The organism is Lysinibacillus sp. GJ-1 (genome assembly GCF_021166035.1).
GTDB lineage: Bacteria > Bacillota > Bacilli > Bacillales_A > Planococcaceae > Lysinibacillus > Lysinibacillus sphaericus.
In genome coordinates this window covers 2,039,962-2,060,015 of sequence record NZ_CP088912.1, presented here as the reverse complement: position 1 = coordinate 2,060,015, position 20,054 = coordinate 2,039,962, and the positions used below count along the sequence as shown (strand labels likewise).

General features: G+C 33.4%; 24 protein-coding genes and 2 pseudogenes. 7 read left to right on the top strand and 19 right to left on the bottom strand.

The genetic code is table 11. The annotated features are described in order from the left end of the window. Positions 1–260 precede the first annotated feature (260 nt). Together LO754_RS09755 and LO754_RS09750 are read left to right on the top strand one after the other, a co-directional pair. Complete coding sequence (locus LO754_RS09755) at positions 261–1,043, top strand: hypothetical protein (RefSeq protein ID WP_024361905.1); 783 nt, start codon at positions 261–263, stop codon at positions 1,041–1,043. Positions 1,044–1,185: 142 nt separating this feature from the next. Then, the gene (locus LO754_RS09750; RefSeq protein ID WP_025219376.1) at positions 1,186–1,416 is read left to right on the top strand and encodes a hypothetical protein; all 231 of its coding nucleotides are present in this window, start codon (positions 1,186–1,188) and stop codon (positions 1,414–1,416) included. A gap of 190 nt (positions 1,417–1,606) precedes the next feature. Here LO754_RS09750 and LO754_RS09745 read toward each other — a convergent pair whose 3' ends face one another. Next, positions 1,607–1,780, bottom strand: a complete 174-nt coding sequence (locus tag LO754_RS09745) for a hypothetical protein (RefSeq protein WP_158694861.1) — start codon at positions 1,778–1,780, stop codon at positions 1,607–1,609. Positions 1,781–2,076: 296 nt separating this feature from the next. On the opposite strand from LO754_RS09745, the gene LO754_RS09740 reads away from it, so the two are divergent. The 3 genes from LO754_RS09740 (at position 2,077) to LO754_RS09730 (ending at position 5,427) form a co-directional block, all read left to right on the top strand. Further along, positions 2,077–2,949 carry a DMT family transporter gene (locus tag LO754_RS09740; RefSeq protein ID WP_024361907.1) on the top strand — a complete coding sequence of 291 codons (873 nt, stop codon included), beginning with the start codon at positions 2,077–2,079 and terminating at the stop codon, positions 2,947–2,949. A 36-nt stretch (positions 2,950–2,985) separates the two neighbouring features. Then, entirely contained in the window at positions 2,986–4,314 is a 1,329-nt protein-coding gene (locus LO754_RS09735) for a histidine--tRNA ligase (RefSeq protein WP_108030914.1), read from the top strand. A gap of 810 nt (positions 4,315–5,124) precedes the next feature. Beyond that, the gene (locus LO754_RS09730) at positions 5,125–5,427 is read left to right on the top strand and encodes a hypothetical protein (protein ID WP_024361909.1); all 303 of its coding nucleotides are present in this window, start codon (positions 5,125–5,127) and stop codon (positions 5,425–5,427) included. Between the two features lie 287 nt (positions 5,428–5,714). Here the strand turns inward: LO754_RS09730 and LO754_RS09725 are convergent, their stop codons facing one another. The 4 genes and pseudogenes from LO754_RS09725 to LO754_RS09710 form a co-directional block, all read right to left on the bottom strand. Continuing rightward, positions 5,715–6,188, bottom strand: coding sequence for a hypothetical protein (locus LO754_RS09725; protein ID WP_108030915.1), 474 nt, complete (start codon positions 6,186–6,188; stop codon positions 5,715–5,717). A gap of 195 nt (positions 6,189–6,383) precedes the next feature. Next, on the bottom strand, positions 6,384–6,740 hold the full coding sequence (locus LO754_RS09720) for a PD-(D/E)XK nuclease family protein (protein ID WP_231786136.1): 357 nt from the start codon (positions 6,738–6,740) through the stop codon (positions 6,384–6,386). After that, positions 6,724–7,320, bottom strand: coding sequence for a PD-(D/E)XK nuclease family protein (locus LO754_RS09715; RefSeq protein ID WP_231786135.1), 597 nt, complete (start codon positions 7,318–7,320; stop codon positions 6,724–6,726). The genes LO754_RS09720 and LO754_RS09715 overlap by 17 nt, the downstream gene beginning before the upstream one ends. Before the next feature lie 11 nt (positions 7,321–7,331). Beyond that, positions 7,332–8,072 (bottom strand): annotated as a pseudogene (locus LO754_RS09710) (sulfite exporter TauE/SafE family protein). Between the two features lie 93 nt (positions 8,073–8,165). Here LO754_RS09710 and LO754_RS09705 point away from each other — a divergent pair. Further along, a complete protein-coding gene (locus LO754_RS09705; RefSeq protein ID WP_025219372.1) occupies positions 8,166–8,669 on the top strand; it encodes a hypothetical protein in 504 nt (167 codons plus the stop codon). A gap of 395 nt (positions 8,670–9,064) precedes the next feature. Here the strand turns inward: LO754_RS09705 and LO754_RS09700 are convergent, their stop codons facing one another. After that, complete coding sequence (locus LO754_RS09700; RefSeq protein ID WP_024361915.1) at positions 9,065–9,313, bottom strand: hypothetical protein; 249 nt, start codon at positions 9,311–9,313, stop codon at positions 9,065–9,067. A gap of 247 nt (positions 9,314–9,560) precedes the next feature. On the opposite strand from LO754_RS09700, the pseudogene LO754_RS09695 reads away from it, so the two are divergent. Next, positions 9,561–9,754, top strand: a pseudogene (locus LO754_RS09695) (hypothetical protein). Between the two features lie 103 nt (positions 9,755–9,857). Here LO754_RS09695 and LO754_RS09690 read toward each other — a convergent pair. From LO754_RS09690 to LO754_RS09630, 13 genes are all read right to left on the bottom strand, one after another. After that, positions 9,858–10,811, bottom strand: a complete 954-nt coding sequence (locus tag LO754_RS09690) for an Rpn family recombination-promoting nuclease/putative transposase (protein ID WP_024361917.1) — start codon at positions 10,809–10,811, stop codon at positions 9,858–9,860. A gap of 74 nt (positions 10,812–10,885) precedes the next feature. Continuing rightward, the gene (locus LO754_RS09685; RefSeq protein ID WP_158497877.1) at positions 10,886–11,053 is read right to left on the bottom strand and encodes a hypothetical protein; all 168 of its coding nucleotides are present in this window, start codon (positions 11,051–11,053) and stop codon (positions 10,886–10,888) included. Positions 11,054–11,158: 105 nt separating this feature from the next. Further along, positions 11,159–11,848: an ATP-binding cassette domain-containing protein gene (locus LO754_RS09680; protein ID WP_435892060.1), complete on the bottom strand. Its 690-nt coding sequence runs from the start codon at positions 11,846–11,848 to the stop codon at positions 11,159–11,161. Beyond that, positions 11,849–12,460, bottom strand: coding sequence for a hypothetical protein (locus LO754_RS09675; RefSeq protein ID WP_137036895.1), 612 nt, complete (start codon positions 12,458–12,460; stop codon positions 11,849–11,851). Positions 12,461–13,407: 947 nt separating this feature from the next. After that, positions 13,408–14,223: a hypothetical protein gene (locus tag LO754_RS09670; RefSeq protein ID WP_137034859.1), complete on the bottom strand. Its 816-nt coding sequence runs from the start codon at positions 14,221–14,223 to the stop codon at positions 13,408–13,410. Positions 14,224–14,295: 72 nt separating this feature from the next. Beyond that, positions 14,296–14,700, bottom strand: coding sequence for a hypothetical protein (locus LO754_RS09665; RefSeq protein ID WP_231786134.1), 405 nt, complete (start codon positions 14,698–14,700; stop codon positions 14,296–14,298). 60 nt (positions 14,701–14,760) lie between these two features. Further along, entirely contained in the window at positions 14,761–15,378 is a 618-nt protein-coding gene (locus LO754_RS09660) for a hypothetical protein (protein ID WP_231786133.1), read from the bottom strand. A 264-nt stretch (positions 15,379–15,642) separates the two neighbouring features. After that, entirely contained in the window at positions 15,643–16,278 is a 636-nt protein-coding gene (locus LO754_RS09655) for a response regulator transcription factor (RefSeq protein ID WP_231786132.1), read from the bottom strand. A gap of 576 nt (positions 16,279–16,854) precedes the next feature. Beyond that, entirely contained in the window at positions 16,855–17,022 is a 168-nt protein-coding gene (locus LO754_RS09650; RefSeq protein WP_167331266.1) for a hypothetical protein, read from the bottom strand. A 30-nt stretch (positions 17,023–17,052) separates the two neighbouring features. Then, positions 17,053–17,202, bottom strand: a complete 150-nt coding sequence (locus LO754_RS09645) for a hypothetical protein (RefSeq protein WP_231786131.1) — start codon at positions 17,200–17,202, stop codon at positions 17,053–17,055. 149 nt (positions 17,203–17,351) lie between these two features. Further along, on the bottom strand, positions 17,352–18,200 hold the full coding sequence (locus LO754_RS09640; RefSeq protein ID WP_025219361.1) for a helix-turn-helix domain-containing protein: 849 nt from the start codon (positions 18,198–18,200) through the stop codon (positions 17,352–17,354). Positions 18,201–18,556: 356 nt separating this feature from the next. After that, on the bottom strand, positions 18,557–19,057 hold the full coding sequence (locus LO754_RS09635; protein WP_231786130.1) for an MFS transporter: 501 nt from the start codon (positions 19,055–19,057) through the stop codon (positions 18,557–18,559). Between the two features lie 11 nt (positions 19,058–19,068). After that, positions 19,069–19,773 carry an MFS transporter gene (locus LO754_RS09630; RefSeq protein ID WP_231786129.1) on the bottom strand — a complete coding sequence of 235 codons (705 nt, stop codon included), beginning with the start codon at positions 19,771–19,773 and terminating at the stop codon, positions 19,069–19,071. Positions 19,774–20,054 lie beyond the last annotated feature (281 nt).

Sequence of the window (20,054 nt, the reverse complement as noted above, 5' to 3'; positions counted from 1 at the left end):
AATTCAAAAAGCCTTTTTACTGTTGTCTAACTATCCCGCTTCTGTAGAGACATGAAAAAATTTAATCTAAATGTTAATAACCTAAATATTAACATTTATCAGTATTGCATTTCCATTTATTGTTTTACAGTGATAAAGAGGTACTTATTAAATACTAAGTATCAATAAATAAAGTAGTAAAGGAGGTTTCTTGGTCGGAAGCACTCAATTTATCATCGAGGTAACTCGCACAAAGTACGTATATACTAGGAGGAAGATAAATGACAACTCAACTAATTCGAGAAAAATTTTCGTTTGCAGATTTACCAGCAGTGAATTCAAGTTATGACAAAGTGAGAGAAGCATTCAAGGAAAAATTCAAAGTCAACCCTGATGGAATCGCCGTCAATAGTGAAACGTATTTTAAGGGGGTTAAGCCTGCAATCACTGAACAATATGGTCACCCATGTTTCAAAACACTTGGTGATTTTTCTTATACAAAAGGAGATGGGGCACCACCTAAGTCAATCATTGTTGGGAGCAATATTGCAGTAAATCATGGAGATGAAGCAGCTACGATGACTTTAGAAGTTCAAGGTAGCTGGCAAAGTCAACAAACATGGTCTTCTGAAAGTACAACTGGGTTAAATTTTTCCTCCAAATTTACGATTGAAGGAATTTTTGAATCAGGCATGGAGTTCTCTTTTAGTACGACTACAGGAGAATCAAAGAGTGAAACAGAATCTAAAACAGCCACAGCAAAAATTGAGGTGACAGTACCCCCAAGAAGTAAGAAAAAAATTGTAATTGTTGGTACATTGAAAAAAGAGACGATGCATTTCCGTGCACCTATTTTTGTCAACGGCATGTTTGGCGCAAATTTCCCAAAGAAAGTACAAGATCATTACTTTTGGTTCCTCAATGCAGCCAGTGTCCTAAAAAATACTTCCGGTGAAATAACTGGAACAATTCGAAACTCGGCTGTCTTTGATGTGCATACGGAGATTGGTCAAACAGAACCATTAACAGTTGAAGAATTAAACGAATTCATGGCATTAAACTAAATAGCTGGAAACTTTATCGGTGGGATCCTTCAACCCACCGATTTTCCATTAGTAGCCACTATCACCTTAGCTTCTTAGTTTACGATAATCGCCTTGTTATGCTATGATTTTTTTGTATTTTTAAGCATACGGAGGAGAGATTATGTCAAAAAACACCATGATATGGACCATTATTACTGCTGTTCTGACTGCTATGGTATACATAGATGGCTATTACTTGTGGGGTATCTTTTTTGTCACTATTCCTTTAGCGGTTGTATCAGCTATCATTTCGATGGTTGTTACATATAAAGAACAACGACCTGTCTATATGCTTGTAAATGTATTGTTCAATTTTATTGCGATTATTGGTTTTTTTGTTTTACACAAATAACTTGACGGTAATAGCTATTTTAGCGCGTACACCCACTCGTAGAATTTAACTACTGCAGTTGATTTCCGCTACGTGCGGACGCTTCTCATTCATCATAGCGTTAGCCGCAACCCTCTGCTTGTAAGCGGTTTGGTTGCGGCTAACGCTGTGTGTATTTTCCCTACTCTCCGCTAAAATCTCATGACCTTTTTCAGAAGAAGGTTAATCCTTTCCGTTCTTTGTCTACAAACATCATATACTCACCTACTCCAACCGTTCCAAATGAATCCTCATCAGCGCCATTAATTTGCCATATTCTATCAATTTCACCCTGTCTATTAAATGTTTGTAAAACAGTTAGCAAGAAGCTTAACAATTTCTCCAATGTATATCAAAAGCGCCTCTATACCAGCGTTTCTAATCGTTAAATTTTATCGTCCCTCCATCACTTTTTCATAAATGTTTACGGTGTCCGCACAAATTTTGACGGTCTCCGAAAGCAAAAATTTCGGAATCCCACCATTGTAATGTCGGAATTTGTAATGATAGGATTAAATTAACTCGAGGGTATATCTATTGCTGTTGCAGCAAACTTATGAAATATACAGATTCTAGCGATTAACAAAAATTTACATTGCTATTATTTTTCATCTTTCCATAAATTCGTGAAGGAAGGTTCGTGTGAGAGATTTAAAAAAGGGCACTATTTATGCAATTATTTCAGCTTTATGCTTTGGCATAATGCCTATTTTCGCAATAAAAGCATATAGCTTTGGTATGTCCGTTTATACATTACTCGTTTTAAGATTTTCAATAAGCTCTTTATTATTTTTTATATTTCTAATATGGAAAAAAACAACGTTTAAAATAGGCAAAAAGGATTTCAAGTTACTTTTTCTATTAGGTGGTGTGTTATTTACACTGCTTTCAGTCTTGCATTTTGAATCATTAAAATATCTAACATCATCGATGGCCGTCTTATTATTATTTTCATTTCCTATATTTGTATCAATTTTTTCTTTTTTTATCTACAAAGAAAAGTTAAAGATACAATCAATCATCGCTTTATTATTCACCTTTATTAGCATGATTTTTTTATTAGGGGTTTCTTTTCAAGGTATAAATATGAAAGGTGTAGCTTTAGCGTTACTAGCAGCTATTGTCTACGCACTTTATATGATCCTTGGAAAAAAAGTCACTGATAATAACTCCCCAGTCGTAACAAGTACGTATGTTACCTTATTTGCTGCACTAGGTGTAATTTTAATTGGCCTAATTAGAAATGAACTACATTGGAATTTTACTTCAAATGCATGGATTTACGTATTCTGCATTGTTGTTATTTCAACTATTATTGGCGAAATAACGTTATTTAAATCTCTACAGATTCTTAATTCAACAAATGTTTCTATGATAAGTATGGTCGAACCGATATTTACTTCTATTTTTGGCTTACTATTTTTGCAGGAAGTTATGCAACCGCTTCAATTATTAGGAGGCTTATTTATCTTAATCGGATTAACTTTTTTAATATATTTTCAAAACAAAATTTAGTTCAATTCAATTACTCATCGAAAGGAAGATTCTAACATGGTTTTAAATCTAAGTGAACAGAAACTATCCATTCCTGAAGGAACCGAAGATGTTTTAGGGCTTGATATGAGATATCGAGAACACATCATCAATATTATTAAAGAAGTATATGAAAACTATGGTTTTAATCCACATAAAACACCTATTTTAGAATACTTAGAGACATTTAACGGACACCACGGAGAAGGAGAAAAGTTATTTTTTCATATAAAAGATAAAAACGACAAGGATTTAATTGCTCGCTATGATTTAACCGTTCCACTGGCTAGAGTAGCAAGTATGTATCCAGATTTACCAAGACCTTATAAAAGGTATCAAATTGGTCCCTCTTTTAGAGATGACGAGCCTGGAAAAAGTCATTTTAGAGAATTTACCCAATGCGATGCTGATATAATTGGCGCAGACAGTTTATTAGCTGAAATCGACATTACAGTAATGGCACATGAATTACTAACTATATTAGGCATAAAAAACTTTGTTTTAAAAATAAACCACCGACTACTTATACAAGCTTTAGCACTGAAAGTCGGTTTGCAGAGCAAAGAAGAGCACCTCGGATTACAAAGAGCTTTAGACTATGCTGATAAAGTGTCTAAAGATGGATTACAAGGTGTTAAAAACAAACTATTAGAAAATAATATTCCTTTAAATATCGCAAATCAAACCCTAATGGAAATTGAGAGTTTTGCTAACCTTTTAACGCAATTTGATGATTTACAAAATCAAATCAATCAAATTGAAAAGTTCTTTGATAACTGCCCTTCCGCAGCAAAGGCGGCAGCCGATTTGAAATTTATCATGTCTTATTTGCCAAAAAATGTTCAATCCAATATAAAAATAGATTTAACATTAGCAAGAGGAGCAGATTATTATACAGGTTATATATTAGAGGGCGTTGCAATCGATACTGAAATCGGAGCAATTTTAGGCGGTGGGCGATACAATCAGTTAGTTTCAGCTGTTGGCAATGCAAATGAAGCAGGCGTTGGCTTAGCCTTTGGTTTAGAAAGACTGTTATCCGTTTTGAAAAGCTTAGATTATATTGATAAAAATATCGAGCTACCTTCCAAAATATTGTTAGCTAATACCAACGTAGAATTCCATCCAAAACTATTTGTGATTGCTCGGGAATTAAGAAAATACTATGATGTGGATATTTATTATAATCAATCTCCATTTGGTGACATCGTCCATTTCGCTCAACAAAATAAGCATCAAATGATTATAGAACTTATTGGAAAACGACCATTAATTCACGCTGTCATAGAGAATGAGACCATGCAGTCAAAAGTGACTGATATTTTAAATAATTTAGACTGTATCTAATGATAACTACAAGATGTTAGGAACACGATTGTTAAACAACTTTTCTTGAACGCCAATTACTAAACATCCCCCCATGGAAATATTGATACTAGGATTGTTACGTTAACTTTTGCAAGACGTAGCAATCCTATTTATATGTCGTAAATGTCAATTCATAACCAAAACTTCACAAGGCATACTAAAGCTAGCCATGATTATTAATTAGCCACTTTTGCCGTCATTCACTGCGTAATTCCACTCATTTGGTATAACATAATTCTTTAAAATTACAGCCCTTACAGCGCCATTCATCCGTCGTTTGCTGAAAGTCTTCAATATCCACTGGCTCGTTTGTCAGAATATCTGCTTGAAACTTAATTTAAGCTCTCATACAGGTTCTGAGTAAATCAAAACCTTTATGTAACAACGGTTTTCAATTATAGCATTATCATTATTAATCGCTAACTGTTACTGTAAATCGTTTTTGGTCGCTTTTTAGTCACTTATTTTATAACGAAAGACCATTCATTCTCTCGGAGTGTTCTGTTCTATTAGCGTTACTCACGCCCCTATAAATTCAGTGTTTTTGATATTTCTAACAAATTTAAATATATTAATATCGGAATTAAGAAAAATTAAAATGAGGTTTCAAAATGAACAAACTAGAACAAACAACCCAAGAATTACTGAAAGTTGGTTATACGCTTGAGGAAATAATTGAACAAACTATTATGCAGCATGGAACCGCTAACTAATTAGTTGTCTGTTTTTTATATACTTTCCACTCTTTATTTCCTACAATAGGAACAGAGAAGGAGGATAAACAAACTCATGAAATTAAACAATAATATCCATATGAATAAATTCCGCATAAGAAGATGGGTAAACTTGCACCGTGAGCAAGAAATCCTTATTACAAGTGAACATTATAATCGTTTGGGTGATATAGGATTGCTGAAAATTATAAAAATAGCTTCATATAAAGATAAAATCATTTCATACGACCCGCAATTATTTGAGGTTATGCAATCTAATGTTGACCCTACATCACTTTCAAAACTTACTAGAGACTACACACAATACACTAGAGAACGTTATTTAAATAATCAGAAAAAATCAACTCATTATATTTGAAAAAAAGATTGAGGCTGAGACATAACTAAAAAAATTTAAGGAACAGAGGAAAAGTGTTCATAAATTTTTGCTATATGGAGCAGAAAGCACCACCGAAGCAGACAACAACGACGCAGCAAAAAAGTGTTAGATTGACTGCCATCAATCTAACACTTTTTCTCTTTTGTCCCAGCCTCTAGTTATTTATTTTGATGACTTAATAATAAGTACTCAACTTGTGTTTTAAGGGCTTGATTAACGTTCTGTGTTGCACTAATTTATACTGCACCAGTGATTTCTTTATAAACTCAAAAACTATTTACCTCAGCTATTAAACTGTCTACAAATTCGTTAATTTGTTCCATTTTTACTTTTAGACATAGTGAAGGACCACTTTCTGATGCTCTATGACTATTCTTCTCCCCTGCATCTAATACAAAAATTAATCTATAATAAGGCTCCCACTCATCCCTTTCATGTTCGGGTACTTGAAGAAAACCATGTCCAGGATAATAATAATTACCAAATAGAGGAATGTGATAAATACACAAACCTGGATCGTGAGGCTCTAGCATACTTAGGTGCATAATATCAATTTGTTTTAAATCATCTAATAACCTTAAGAAATCTCTTTTTAAGCAAGCGATTTCTGTATGTACCTCTGGAAAAGCAGGTCCGGAGCGGAAATGAATGTAGAATTTTACACTCTCATCATTAACTAATTTTAAATTTATTTCAACTTCACAGCTAGGTTGACCACCATAATCTTTTAATAAAGCCATAAATAATTCCCCTTTACCCTTATTAACATTTGGTTATACTAGATAAAACACAACAATCTACAGTTACTATACCATGGCAGCCGAAATATAAACTTTAAGATTATCCAGGAGCAACTAGCTCACTCATATATAAAAATGATGCGTGCGACTATTTAAATTAATTGGTCTCTTGCGGTCACTCGCTCCATATTCCACTCATTTGGTATAACATAATTCTTTAAAATTACAGCCCTTACAGCGCCATTCATCCGTCGTTTGCTGAAAGTCTTCAATATCCACTGGCTCGTTTGTCAGAATATCTGCTTGAAACTTTTTCATTTCCAGTACACTACGTCGAAATGTATGTAAAATAGTGTCCATATCAAATGATGTAAATGTATATTGTTTTCGCTGCCCCGTTAGTAAATATTCATTGTATACCTCAATTTTCTCTAACGTTACCCCGTATTTTTGTTGGACGTAATAGGCATAGAGCGCTAACTGCTGACGATCATCATCGGATTTTCCTCCGGTCTTCCAATCGATAATAATCCATTTATCGGCCATATCCATCGTAATAATGAAAGTCCATCACCACAAAAACCTGTGTATCCTCAATTTTCATTGAGCGAAACTGTTCGGGTTCACCAATCCGTAATGAACCTGTTTGCGCAGTTATTTGCATAAACGTCTCACTTAGTAGAAAGTTTGTAAATACTGCTTCCAACCTACTTTTATAGTCTGTTATCAATTCAGCATTTAGTTGACCATCATAGTAAATTTCCTGCATCATGTAATACTTATTAGGCTGATGTCGCCACAAGTCTCCATGACGGGTTGAATCAATAAAGGCGGCATTTAGTTGACCACGAGCACGATTAACAAGCTCCGCAACTGACGGCACTGCCCCCGTTTGCAAATAATCAATAATGGTTTGTTCGATGAGCCGGTGAACAATTTGTCCAAATAAAATAGGCATCGCTTGCAACTTTTTTAAGCGATACACATGCTGATGAAAGGGCTCAACTTGATAGCTCAACCAGCCATTATGAGCAAAATAATATTCATATCCATATTTTCTGGCGCAGCTCGTTAACGTTTTATGGCGTGAAAGTGACCAAGAAAAAGCTGGAAATGGTGATATGTCAAACATGGAAACCCTCCTTATAACTGGTGGAAGAAATCATAACAAAGTTGCAAAATCAACACAATTGTGACAACGCGTAACAGAATTTTTACTTGATTCGCTTTTACCTTAGTAGCTAGGATAATGCCTATTTGTGCACCAATAATGGAACCTATCATTAAGACAATTGTTAGCGGTCATTCAATTTTTCCCGTTGCAATATACGTAATAGCTGCCCCAGCACACATGGCAAAAACGCCTACACGAGACAAACCTACTGCTTTTATATAGGAAAGTTTTTCATGGGCATAAGTATATAACGCTAACGTACTACTACCCGGACCAAATAACCCATCATAAAATCCTACCCCAAGCAAAATGGGACCTGTTTTTCGATTCATTTTAAAACTGTCCACTTCACCAAAATCAGCCCCACCGATAAAGGACATGATTAGTGCAAAGCCTAATAAAATAATAGCAATTAGTGTTAACGTCTGACCATTCAGAAAGGAAGCAAAAAGCCCACCTAATGTTCCCCCAATTAAAGATACAAGCAAAACGGAACGCATTTCCGCCCATGACAATTCCTTTCTTCTATAAATCGTATAAAAGCTAGAAAAAGCACTGACCATATTGGAAACTTTATTTGCCCCAATCGCTGAGTGAACCGGCACGCCCATCAGCATCATCGTTGGCAATGTGATTAAACCCCCACCGCCGACTAATGTACCAATTAGATTTCCTGCAATACCGATCACTAAAAATAAAACGTATTCCATCTAATCCTTCTTTCTACATCCAAATGATGTTAATCTTATGTTACAGTATAACAGAATCCTATTTTGAAAGATGAACATATTGAGGTGATCTTCATGCATGCACAACAAAAAACACCCATGCCGCGGCTTTGTAAACAACTAACGATTGTTGTAGCAACCATTTTTACTGCTAGCATTACTGCAACGTTAATTCAATATCGTAAGCTCCCCTCATCCATTCCTGTTTTACAAAGCTTTACGACTGACCATGCACAGTTTGGTCCTAAAATCGCCATTTTCTATTTACCCTTTGTAGCGTTAATGCTTTTTTTACTTTTACACTACTTAGAAATAAAGGCTGCTTATCCAGTAGTACGAAAACACAAGCCATTCCTTTCTCATCTGGAGCGACAAAATGGTATGATTACTTTTTGTCTTATTAAAAACAGTATTTTGCTATATTTTACATATTCACTTTTTAATGATTTAACAGTGGCAATGGGACATCATCGTATTTTACAACAATGGCATGCATATGCATTTCTTGCTTTGTTATTCGTTATCTTTATCGCCGGCATTATTCGCGGGCTATTACTTCAACATAAAGCAAAAAGCTAGCTGCACACAAGTATAGGTGCACTAGCTTTCTTTCTATATCCATACGCCACTATTTGCTAGCTGAATGCTGCGATTTTATCATGAAGTAAAAAGTCATTGAAATCTATTTTTCAATTAATCTGGAGGTGTTATCAATTAAAAACTGTTCAAAAAAGGATAGCATAGTAATGGCATCTGGCTTATTCTTTATCGTTTTTTTCATTAAGTTAATTAAGGATTTAAATGATTTAAGTGTACTTAATTTAGTAGCCTCTATTCTTTTGGCAACAATATTTACGGTAATATTTTTTATTCTTAAATATCCATTTAACAGCAAATAATCTCAATTTATACGATAATCAACCATAAAAAAGTCGATTGCATCCTAAAATTTTGGACCAAACGACTTTTACAATTTATATTACATCATTCATTTTCTTTTTATTGTGGGAGAAGATACTTTCAAAATATAAATTCATTAATATCAGCCCTAATGCAAAAGCAATAAGACCTCCACTAATAAATGCAAGTAACAGTTTATAAAATAATCCAAAGTCAGCTGTATATTGATAATAATTTAATATTAGAAAAATGCCTATTGTGCCAATAATCGAAGTAAAACTAGAAATACAATATGCCCATATAAATTGTTTTCTACTGTACAAAATATTCCCACATCCTTTCAATGTGCTTGTATATATTAGAATGAGAAAAATAAAGCAAAAATATGCATTTTATAAACATTTATTTGAAAATAACAAAGGTTTGTTTTTATTCTAGAAATAGAAAGAAGCAGTACTTAACGCTCCCCCAACAAATTTTCCGTTTTTTGTACTGGGTTTCACAAATTACGGAAAATAGATTATACTGGAACTAACTATTAACAATCTTATTCAAAAAGGGGAATCTCCTATGACAGAAAATAATCAGACAGAAGCACCAAAAAAGAAAATGAGTCTGCAAGAAGCAGTAAAACAACAACTAGAAAATAAAAAGAACAAAAATGCTGCGACTAAAGGGAAAATGAATGGCGATACTTCTACAAAAAAATGAAAAGTCAGCAAACTAAAAAAGCAAGTAATACGCGTAGAAAAATGGGCGTTTAGTGGACATAGCACGCTAGATCAACAATCATTGATAATTCCAGATCCACTATAAAAGAAAAAGCATTCAAGGAACGGCTATGTTCCCAGAATGCTTTTTCTCTTATTAAATCTCTTGGCGTAAAGATTGAACTTCTTCTAGTGATAAGTTTGTTAACTCGATTATCTCTTCATTACTGTTACCTTTTCTAATCATCTTTCTTGCAATGCCTTCTATACCTTGTTTCATTCCTTTTTTCATGCCTTTTTCTATGCCCTTTTCCATGCCTTCCTGTTCTGCATGATATTTTGCATCTTCGATATTAGCAGCTTCATCTAGCATATATTTGACCCTTGATTGATAAGCAAGAATGGTTTCGGGATCTTGACTAATTTCTTGCCATGCTTGAAACGCTTTACGTATGTTTTCATCTGTCATTGCGATGTCCTCCAATGCATTGTATATATCTTGACGAACTATCTTTTTACTGTCATCTACCATACCTAGCAACAGTAACCACCTGTCTAATTTATTAGAAGGATGTTGTTCCTTTGCCCATGCCTTCAAAAACTTATCCATTTCAATAAAATGAATTTCTAACACATTATCTTGTATACGTTGTAAAGAAATATCGTCATATAAATGATAGGTGCTATGATAATGGGCTGCATTTGGAAAAAAAGTAAAATCACAAATATTAATTGTAATGGTCGGGTTCAATGTATGGTATCCCTTTCCCTTTTGTAACTGTAGGTTGTACAATCTTGACCAATAAAATAAAGTACGTTTAAACATGTCTTTTTTATTGGCTAATTGGATTTCGATATTTATGAACTCTCCATATTGTGTTTTGACAACAATATCTAAACGGCATTGTTTATCCTCTATATATTCGCCACTGACTTCTTGAGTAATAAAAGTCACTTCATTTATAGGTACTCTGCCAGTACGTTGTAAAATAGCATTTAACAATGCGATTGTTAATTGCTTATTTCGTTCACTACCGAAAAGTTGCTTAAAAGCAAAATCGATCTTTAAATCCAATAATTTTAAAAGCGGAACTTGACTAAGTGTATTCAAATTATCATTCACCTCTGTATCGTTTGCTCTCAATGTTCTCGATTACTAGCTTGAACAGTTAAGACAAAGACGTTTTACTGAACTGAACGAATATTTGTATTAATCATAATTCGTAATAATATCGTCGAACAAATTATTATTCCCGCATACGGGTAAAATAACGGTACATGAATAAAACCCATTAAAGTCAAAGCAATGATGACGCCACAAAGCACTAAAATTAAGGAAAGAATGTTTTTCATTATTGATTGCCCCCTTTCTGTTTTGCTTGCATTGATTCTGTTACTGCTAGAGTAACTTGCCCATAACCGACATTTCAACCGACAATATTTTTGTCGGTTGTCGTTCTATAGCGGAAGTACATCCTCATCTCTATTGCTAAATTTTGTAACATTCATTTTTTCTAATTTTTTATTATTGAATTCAAATACCTCATCGCATATCAATTCAATATCTTTTGACATATGGCTCGTTAGAAGAATCGTCACACCTTTGTTCTTCAGTTCAAGTAATAATGTACGAATCTCTCGCACACTCGTTTTATCTAATCCGTTAAATGGCTCGTCAAGGATTAATAAATCAGGATCCTCCATAATAGCCTGAGCAATCCCTAATTTTTGTTTCATACCTAAAGAGTACTTTTTTACAGGTTGTCTACTTTCAGGATTTAGCCCTACCTTTTCAAGTGTAGACTTAATCGTTGCATCATTTATTTTATTTTGTATTGCAGCTAAATAGCGTAAATTATTAAAACCAGAATAGTCATCAAGAAAATGAGGCGTTTCTATCATGATGCCTGTATTTTTAGGAAAGTCTATTTCTTTTCCGAGCGTTTGTCCAAATACTTTTATTTCACCACTATCAGGGGAAAGAAAACCACTCAGTATTTTAAACAAAATTGATTTACCGCAACCATTATGACCGATAAAACCATACGCCTTACCCTTTTCCAATGAAAAAGATACAGCATGAAAAATGCACTGCTTTTTAAAAGTTTTTGAGATATTTTTTACTTCTACAATAAACTGTTGCATCATTTAACCCCTTTCCGAAAAAATTAACATATTTTTTTGGCTAGAAATGGAGAGATAGATCACGCTTCCTCCTATTACCAGTAACTGTGTTATCAGAAAGCGTATGTAAGTTACGTAATCTACTAGTATATTTGCAACAAATGTATGCTGTCCTATTATTATTGGGAAAACTAATTGTAAAAAATAGAGGATAACTACAAAAATAAACCCACTACTTAGTCGGTTAAATTTAATTGATACCGCAAGTTGCACACATGCAACACAAAAAGTACCGATAAATTGTCCAACAAATGCAGGAAGTATTAGCTTTAGAAACATGTTCTCTTGGGGGATTTCTATACCTGAGAACAGTGATTCAGTAATTGGCATTGAATGGTCATACAGCGTAAACGAACTAATCCATAATATGATTTGATACACAAATAACACCAACCATAGTACAAAAGCGAGGGATACAACATGCGAAATAATAAATAGGTATCGCTTTTCTATTCTTAGCATACTAAAAATAGCTTGCTTCCCCATCATATGCGCTATGTATACATCTACTATCATGGCAATTCCAAAGTAGGGAAGCAATAGAATGAGGATTTGTATAACATGTAGCTTCTCCATTTGTATCATCCCTATACATACTAAATAAACATCTATCGCCGAATAGTTAGTATACCCCTGGTTATATAAAGTATGGAAAATCAAGGTTGCTGTTATCCAGCCTAAGAAAAGGAATACTCGTTTAGAGATAAAACGAATATTGTATCGTATAATCGACAACAAATGGAAAAACAACGTTATAAATTCACCCCCTTAGATAGATGCAACGCAAGAAAAAGAAGTCCAATACTTAAAAGACTTAGCGGAGCCTGTGACCTGAACAGCTGGAACAAAATTGAATTATCTTGCGGGTTCAAATAATAGATACTTACAAAACTTAAATCTAAAATATTCAAAAAAGGGATGTGATGAAAATTTACAATAGCATTAAAAAGCAGGAGAAAAAACATGATGCTCACGCCTAACCTACTGGATTGCCTTTTCGTTATACTTTGCCAATACAAATAAAAACTCCCTAGAAAAATAATTGTCATAAAAAACTTTATCGCAAAAAAGCTACTTATAAGCATCGGTGACAATTCCAAAGGAAAAACGTATAAGGATCAAGTCCGAATGCGGTTTCGTTGCTCCATGCAAATGTTCCCCCAAGAATTAAAATAGCTTCTATAATAACAACGACAAAAACATAGATAGTTAGAAAGAAGCCATATAAAATCATTGTTTTAATTTGAACTTTTATTATCGTAGCTTTTGTAAGTAACCTCCCCGCACAATAACGTAGGTTTCCTTCATTTGCAAGATCATATAGAAAAATAAGAAACACAGGCATAATGAATAAAAAATAGAGATACCTATTGCCAAAGATAAAAAATAGACCATTCCAATTGTTACTATCAACTGACCAGTCATTCATCAGCAAGACTATGAGGGGAAGAATGAGTAAATAAATTAAAATACATAGAAACTTTCTACTTTTTAAAATTCTTTTACAAGTGATTTTAAAGAAATTAGATACCATTTTTTAACTCCCATTGTCTATTTAAATAAAATGCTACTGTTCCTAAGAAGATTAAAAATAGATGCATCATCACTACATCATTCCCTTGTAAGTCTATACTTGACATGACGTAATAAATTTTAGTTAATGCGAATTTTTCTAGTCCATTAAAATTGGAAATAAAAATATCAAATGTTAAGTAAAGGGCAAAAGAAATAGCATAAACGTAAACAATTTTTGAAAAGAAACTTGTTATCCCCATAGCAAAAATAGCTATCGAAAAACCTAAAGAAAAATGCAAGGCTAAAACAAACAGAATATAAAACAAAGGAGTCGTAGCAAATAAATCTCCTAATAATCCGTCTGGTTGAAATTCAAATGGATAGAGAATTTTATTTTCGAAAAATGCACTCGTCCCTAAGAAAAAAAGAGCATTTGGTATAAATAATGCCAAACCACCAGCAACGCCATTGGCAAATAATTTAGTAAAACGATATTTTATATGCCCCATACGGATAACAGAAAAATAATGAAAATGTCCTCTTTTCTCATCTACAAAAGAGGCAGCGTAAGGATAGATGGCGGCTAATACAAATACTATTTGTGTATAATGGAAACCATTCAGCCAAATATGAAATGTATTCCCCCCTACTTCAAGAAGATGTTTTAGGCTTTCAGGTGTTAAGTCATTTGCATCCCTATCAATAAAAAAGTGTGAACTTAATAGATAACTATAAGCAGAAAAACAGGATAAAATAAACATAATTATAATAACTAAAACCATTCTTTTATTGAAGACAGCACGCCTTAATTCCCTCCTCAGCATAATCATCACCACCTATTTAAAAATAGTAGGCAAAAAGGTTTTCCTCCATGAAAATATGGAGGGAAACCTTTTTTAGATTCTAATAGGAATCAGGATTCCATACCTGACATTGTACCGATTATACCAACTTCCATCATCTGTTTGTATGCCCATCCGATATTGATGATTTTGAGCCATTCCTAGATTATTCAATAAACTAGAAGTAGCACTACGAGTTGTCAAAGTTGAGCTTCTGGCATCACCATTGGAATTAACAACTCCAAATTTTGTCCGTACACTCGATTCAATAAAATCCACTCTTAAAAATGGATCTTCGTCTTTTGTATACTTGTACGCTGGAGAAGTATAGACTTTTCCATTGAAAAGACCTGTATTCATATCAAAACTAAATTTAGCATTATATGCACTTACTCCTGTTACCCCCAAAAACATCATTACAGATACTCCTAATACTGATAAAGCTCTCTTCTTATTCATGAAAACTCCTCCTTATTAGCTCAGCGAATATATTTTGATACTGCTGTTATCATATAGTTGTCATCTTGTTAATGAGTGGCTATAAAATTCGTCTTTTATTCTGTCCAGATATAAATTACTATCTTCCCCATCTTCTTGAGGGTAACGCGCCATTAAAACAGGCATTAGCTTATCCCATAATGTGTCCATCACATAAAAATCTCGATCAAAGCTATAATCTAATTTATAAAGAGATATCCCCAGTGCCTTTGCGTAGCGTTCCTTTTCTGGCAATACGATATCCGCAACATTTGTAGCAATATATTGATTGACTTCATCTTGGGAGATACTTACACCATAAATCGCTTTCGCAATTCGTATCGCATCTATATATCTTTCTGTTTCCTCTACAGCGGCTTTTTCCAAGTAAGCATTGTTATGTTTCAAATGACTCATTTCATTATGAACTTTTAATCTAAACTCTGCTTTTCTTTTATCCAACGATTCTTCTACTAAAGCTAAACCACTTTCTTTAGTAGTTTCTTGAAGTTTATGGGCTATATCAGGCATTTCGTCTAATACTTTAGCTACAGCATATTCATGCTCAATCCTCTCCCTACTTACAGCATTTTGTTCTTTACCAAATACAATTTTGCTACTAATGCCGATTGTTAACAGAAGTGCATAGACAGCAATCATAATTCTTTTCTTAGGGCATACAAATTTCTCCTTTCGATAAGCTGTTAAATTAATTTTATCTTGTCCATAACCGACATTTCAACCGACAATATTTTTGTCGGTACCGTCAAAATTTCTGTCGGTCACGATCAAATTTCCTTTTTTAACAATCTTCTAAATACCCCAAGTTCGAGCTTTTTCGCTTCTAGTAAATGCTAATGGCAAATGATGACGTCCAATTAAAAAAACTAAAAAAGTGCCGATTTCCCTCGACACTTTTTATCATCAATTATCTTTCATTTCATTAAGCAATTGTTTCTCTTTTGCAATCTCAACCGCTTCTAGCCGTGTAGACACACCTAATAGGCTAAAAAGCTGTGTTAAATGGCGTTCTACCGTACGTACAGAAACATTGCATATTGCTGCAATTTTCTTATTTTGGTAGCCGTTCATTAACATCTGCAGCAATTTTAGTTCTCGATGCGTTAACTTTAAATTAGCATATCGATCATTTATTTTCTCATTTACATAATCTAAAAAATCGGTTGGAATCACAATCTTTTCTTGAAAGCTTAAACGAATTGTTGAGATGATTTGATCAATCGGAGCGGTTTTTACAAGAATGCCCTCCACTTTTTTCTCCACTAATAGGGGATAATAGGAACAAACACCATCAGTCGTATATAAAATAATAATTGCTTGTTCCTGCTGTGCTTTAATTTCTGTCGTAAGTTCTAGATTGTTATTGGTGGCAATACAAGCATCAATTAAATATACATGGAATTCTTCCTCTTGCATTCTATCAAGAACATTATGAGGATTCTTCTCAATTTCAAAATTAAGATCTTCTATCTCCAGTGACAACGTTTTTAACCCTTTTAAAACAATTGGATGATCATCCACAACTAAAACTGAAATCAATCGTATCCCTTCCTTCGAAAAGTTTTCATTTAAAGTTGCGACACATTTACAGTATCAACCACATTTTTTATGTACTATTTCTATTATTATTTACTTACCAATCTTATTTAAATAGTATCTAGCATTAGCAAAAAAGATCGTTCCAAAAAAGAACAACATACAAATAATCCAACTAGCATGGCTGAATAACGACCACCTAACATAAATTCACTAATCAAATTTACAAAAATAATAAGCATCATCATTACATATAAAGCGATTAAATATTTCATTTTATCCACCTCTAACTAAATTCATCGTAAGTCTAGAGCAATTGAAATAAATACTACCCTCTACATAACTTCCCTACAAATTTTTTTAAACCTATAACATGTGAGCTTAGAAAACACGAAACGAATAAAAAAACAGTCAATTAAAGGGCTTTTACCTTCTCAATCGACTGTTTTCTTGTTTTCACACGCCACTTACAATGTTAAGACATGGGATAAATTACGTTTCCAGCCTATTGATTGAATTGAAATTGTGAATACAAAACATACCTATGTACTTGCCTCAACCTCTTTATAAGAATTAAACCTACTGTAACTTCTTGCGCATCCTTCTTGAGTATATAAAGCCTGCCCCAATAAAGAAAACGAGCATCATTCCTTTTATAATTGGAAACATAAATAGCTTACTTACAATAAAAATAACAAGGATATAATAGACGACCATGGCTATTAAAAATAATGTGAGTTTATTCAATCCATTACCTACTTTCTTTTAATGCCGCTTCTATTGCTGCGAGTGCTTTGTAAAATTTATTCCATGTAGATTTTTTAATGTCGCTAAGTCGACCTCTTTTAATTGTTGCAATTGTGTATAGCCAGCAGCATTTAATGCTCGAATAGCTGGCTTAGCGACGCCTTTGGGCCATTCCGTCATAGAAGTACCACCCTTTCTTTTTCCGATGAGTCAGCTGTATTTAAGTATGACTACCATAGCCATATCTTAATCAAGAGTTTAAACATTGACAGTCTTTCTTAAGACTTATTATGCAAGTGGTCCTAATGAAATGCAATGATGTACTTAGTTTAGTATTGCTTTATTTCCTGTTCTACTAACTGTAATAACATGAATTGTTCAAGCGCCATCAAAATATTTTTCCCCTTTCGTATCCATTTTCCACCTGCTTGTCCGAGGTGATTCAGACAGATCCCCTTTCTGACATAACAAATACCCAATAAAATGAAATCATTTTCTGTTTTGCATAAAGATATCGCGTTTGAAATTTCTTTTTGTGCTTTTGAATATTTTTTATCTTGTATTAATAGCAAAGTAATATTCATCGAAATATTAATTTTCAAACGTGAAACATGACGAAAGTTTTTATACAAAGCAATATGCCGTAAAGCAAATTGTTTGATTTGAAGAACGGTTGGTAAAGGGAATAAAAATAAAATGGCGTTTAACATATATAAATCCGCTACAAAAAGTTGGTTATATTTAGATAAGTCTTGCCAAACTGGTTCAACAATAGCCCTCGCTTGCTCCAAATCACCTGCTTTAGCTAGAATGATTAATCCATCTAAAATAGTAGAAATATGAATAATCTGTTGATCTTCCCTAGCTTCTTTTAAATAAAGTCTACATTTTTCCTTCAGTCTATAAAGTACTATTTCATTGTTATAGGGTAAACGAAAAAATTGGATGATTATATCATCCCGTTTACTATATTGATAGCCATTTTGAATATAAAAAAATTCCTCAAATGTAATACCTAGTTGATTTACTATCCCATGCATCGAGGCAAAGGTGATGTCCGTATTGTTATTCTCAAACTTTGAATACGCACCCTGTGTTAAAAAATGAGCTGCCACATGTTTTTGCGTATACCCTTTGCTAATCCTTATTTGTTTTGTAATCTCACCATAACCTTTCACGTTACCATTCACTCCTTACAAAATATTCTTTTATGAATATTTTTCTAAAATGATTGAAATGTATGCAATGATGTAGTTAACAAGGGGGTATTTAAATTGATCAATGAGGTCAAGATGGAAATAACAACTTCAACACTTTGGTTAATCGGTACTGGGAGAGGAAGCTAATTTGAAGAAAATCAAACTATTCTTAAAACCACTCTCCCCTGTTTCAAAATCGAGTAACGTACCAAATCTACCTTTATTGTACAATTAGCGTTTTTTTGTTGTCCATTAATAAAAGCCTTGCAAACCTCTTGAAAGAAAGGGGCTTGCAAAGCGTATTAATGGAAGTCAGAGCTTTCGCTAAATCAATTCTAATATTCGATTTTTTTCTTTTGTTCACGACCTAATACTTTTATTGAGACTAATGCAGTAACGACAGTTAGCAAGCCTAATATCCCCATAACAAGGTTTGGATTAATAGAATCTAATAACACACCCGTAAAAACTTGTCCGACTGGAATGGATATTAATAAGGCAGCACTTAAAAATCCCAAAAATCTTCCTTGCTTTTCAACGGGAATTTTTCTTCTATACATTATGCCAAAATAAGTATTCCCCATACCAAATGCTATTCCAGATAAAAAGTAAAAAATCGTTAGCACGAGTGGCGTATTAGCTAGACTCATCAATATATTAAAAAACCCCATGACCGCACAACATATAAAACCGTAAATAAATATGCTGGATTGTACTTTCCATTTCATTGACATAAAAGCCCCAATGATTACCCCAACAGGTGAGCCAACAAAAATAAGGCTCCACCATAATGAGCTTACTTCCATATTAATAACGATTACTCGTAGTGTTAACATAATTGCTGCACCTAAAATATTGATAATAGCCGCGCTAAAAAGAAGGTTTTTAATATCTTATCTTGGAAAAGAATAGACACGCCTTCCTTTAAGTCTACTAGAAAAGATTGTTTCGCTTTAGCTTTATGCTGTTCTGTAATATTTGAAGTTAACAATATAAGAAGAGAAAGAACGAAGCACAACCCATTAATAAGAAAGAAGTTTCCTGGACTAAACACGCTAAATAACAGACCACCTAACGTTGGCGCTAAAACGCTCTCTAGCTGATTCGATGTTTGTCTAATAGCTACAGCCTCCTGTAGCTCATCATCATTGACAATAATTGTGAGCGCAACATTGGCTGCTGGGGAATGTAACGTACTACCAAATGAATAAACAATAAAAATAAGGAGTATATATAAAAAATCAAAATAGCCCAAAATTGTAATAACGGCAAGTAAAATCAATAACAAACAGCGTATACTGTTTGCGACAAGCATTAAATTTTTTTTATATAATCTATCGACAAAAGTCCCCATAAACGGAGAAAGAATCACGATAGCAATTGTACTGCAAGCACTTAAAATGGAAACGAAGATGGATGATCTTGTTACTTCTAAAATCCATAGAGGTAAAATAAAGAGGATAATTTTATCTGCCAGACCTGATAGAAATTGTGCATAAAAAATTTGTGTGAATTGTTTATTAATAAAATAGACTTTCGGAATGAATTTCATACTTACTCACTCCTCGATTTTCTCTACCTCATTTATATTTCAAAAAACTTCTACTACATTATGCCTAACCTCCCTTCCCCCATCATCCTGTACTAAATCTATCATGTTAAGTTTCTTTATTTATACAAATATACAAAAATTTTAACCCATATAATCAAAATATTCCTAAAAGAATACTAGAAAATAATATTCCATCTCTTCTTTCCTCCCACTATAAAATCGTAGGAACTTATCTTTAAATATTCTTTTGCGAATACTTTGAAATATCTAATCAATCATCA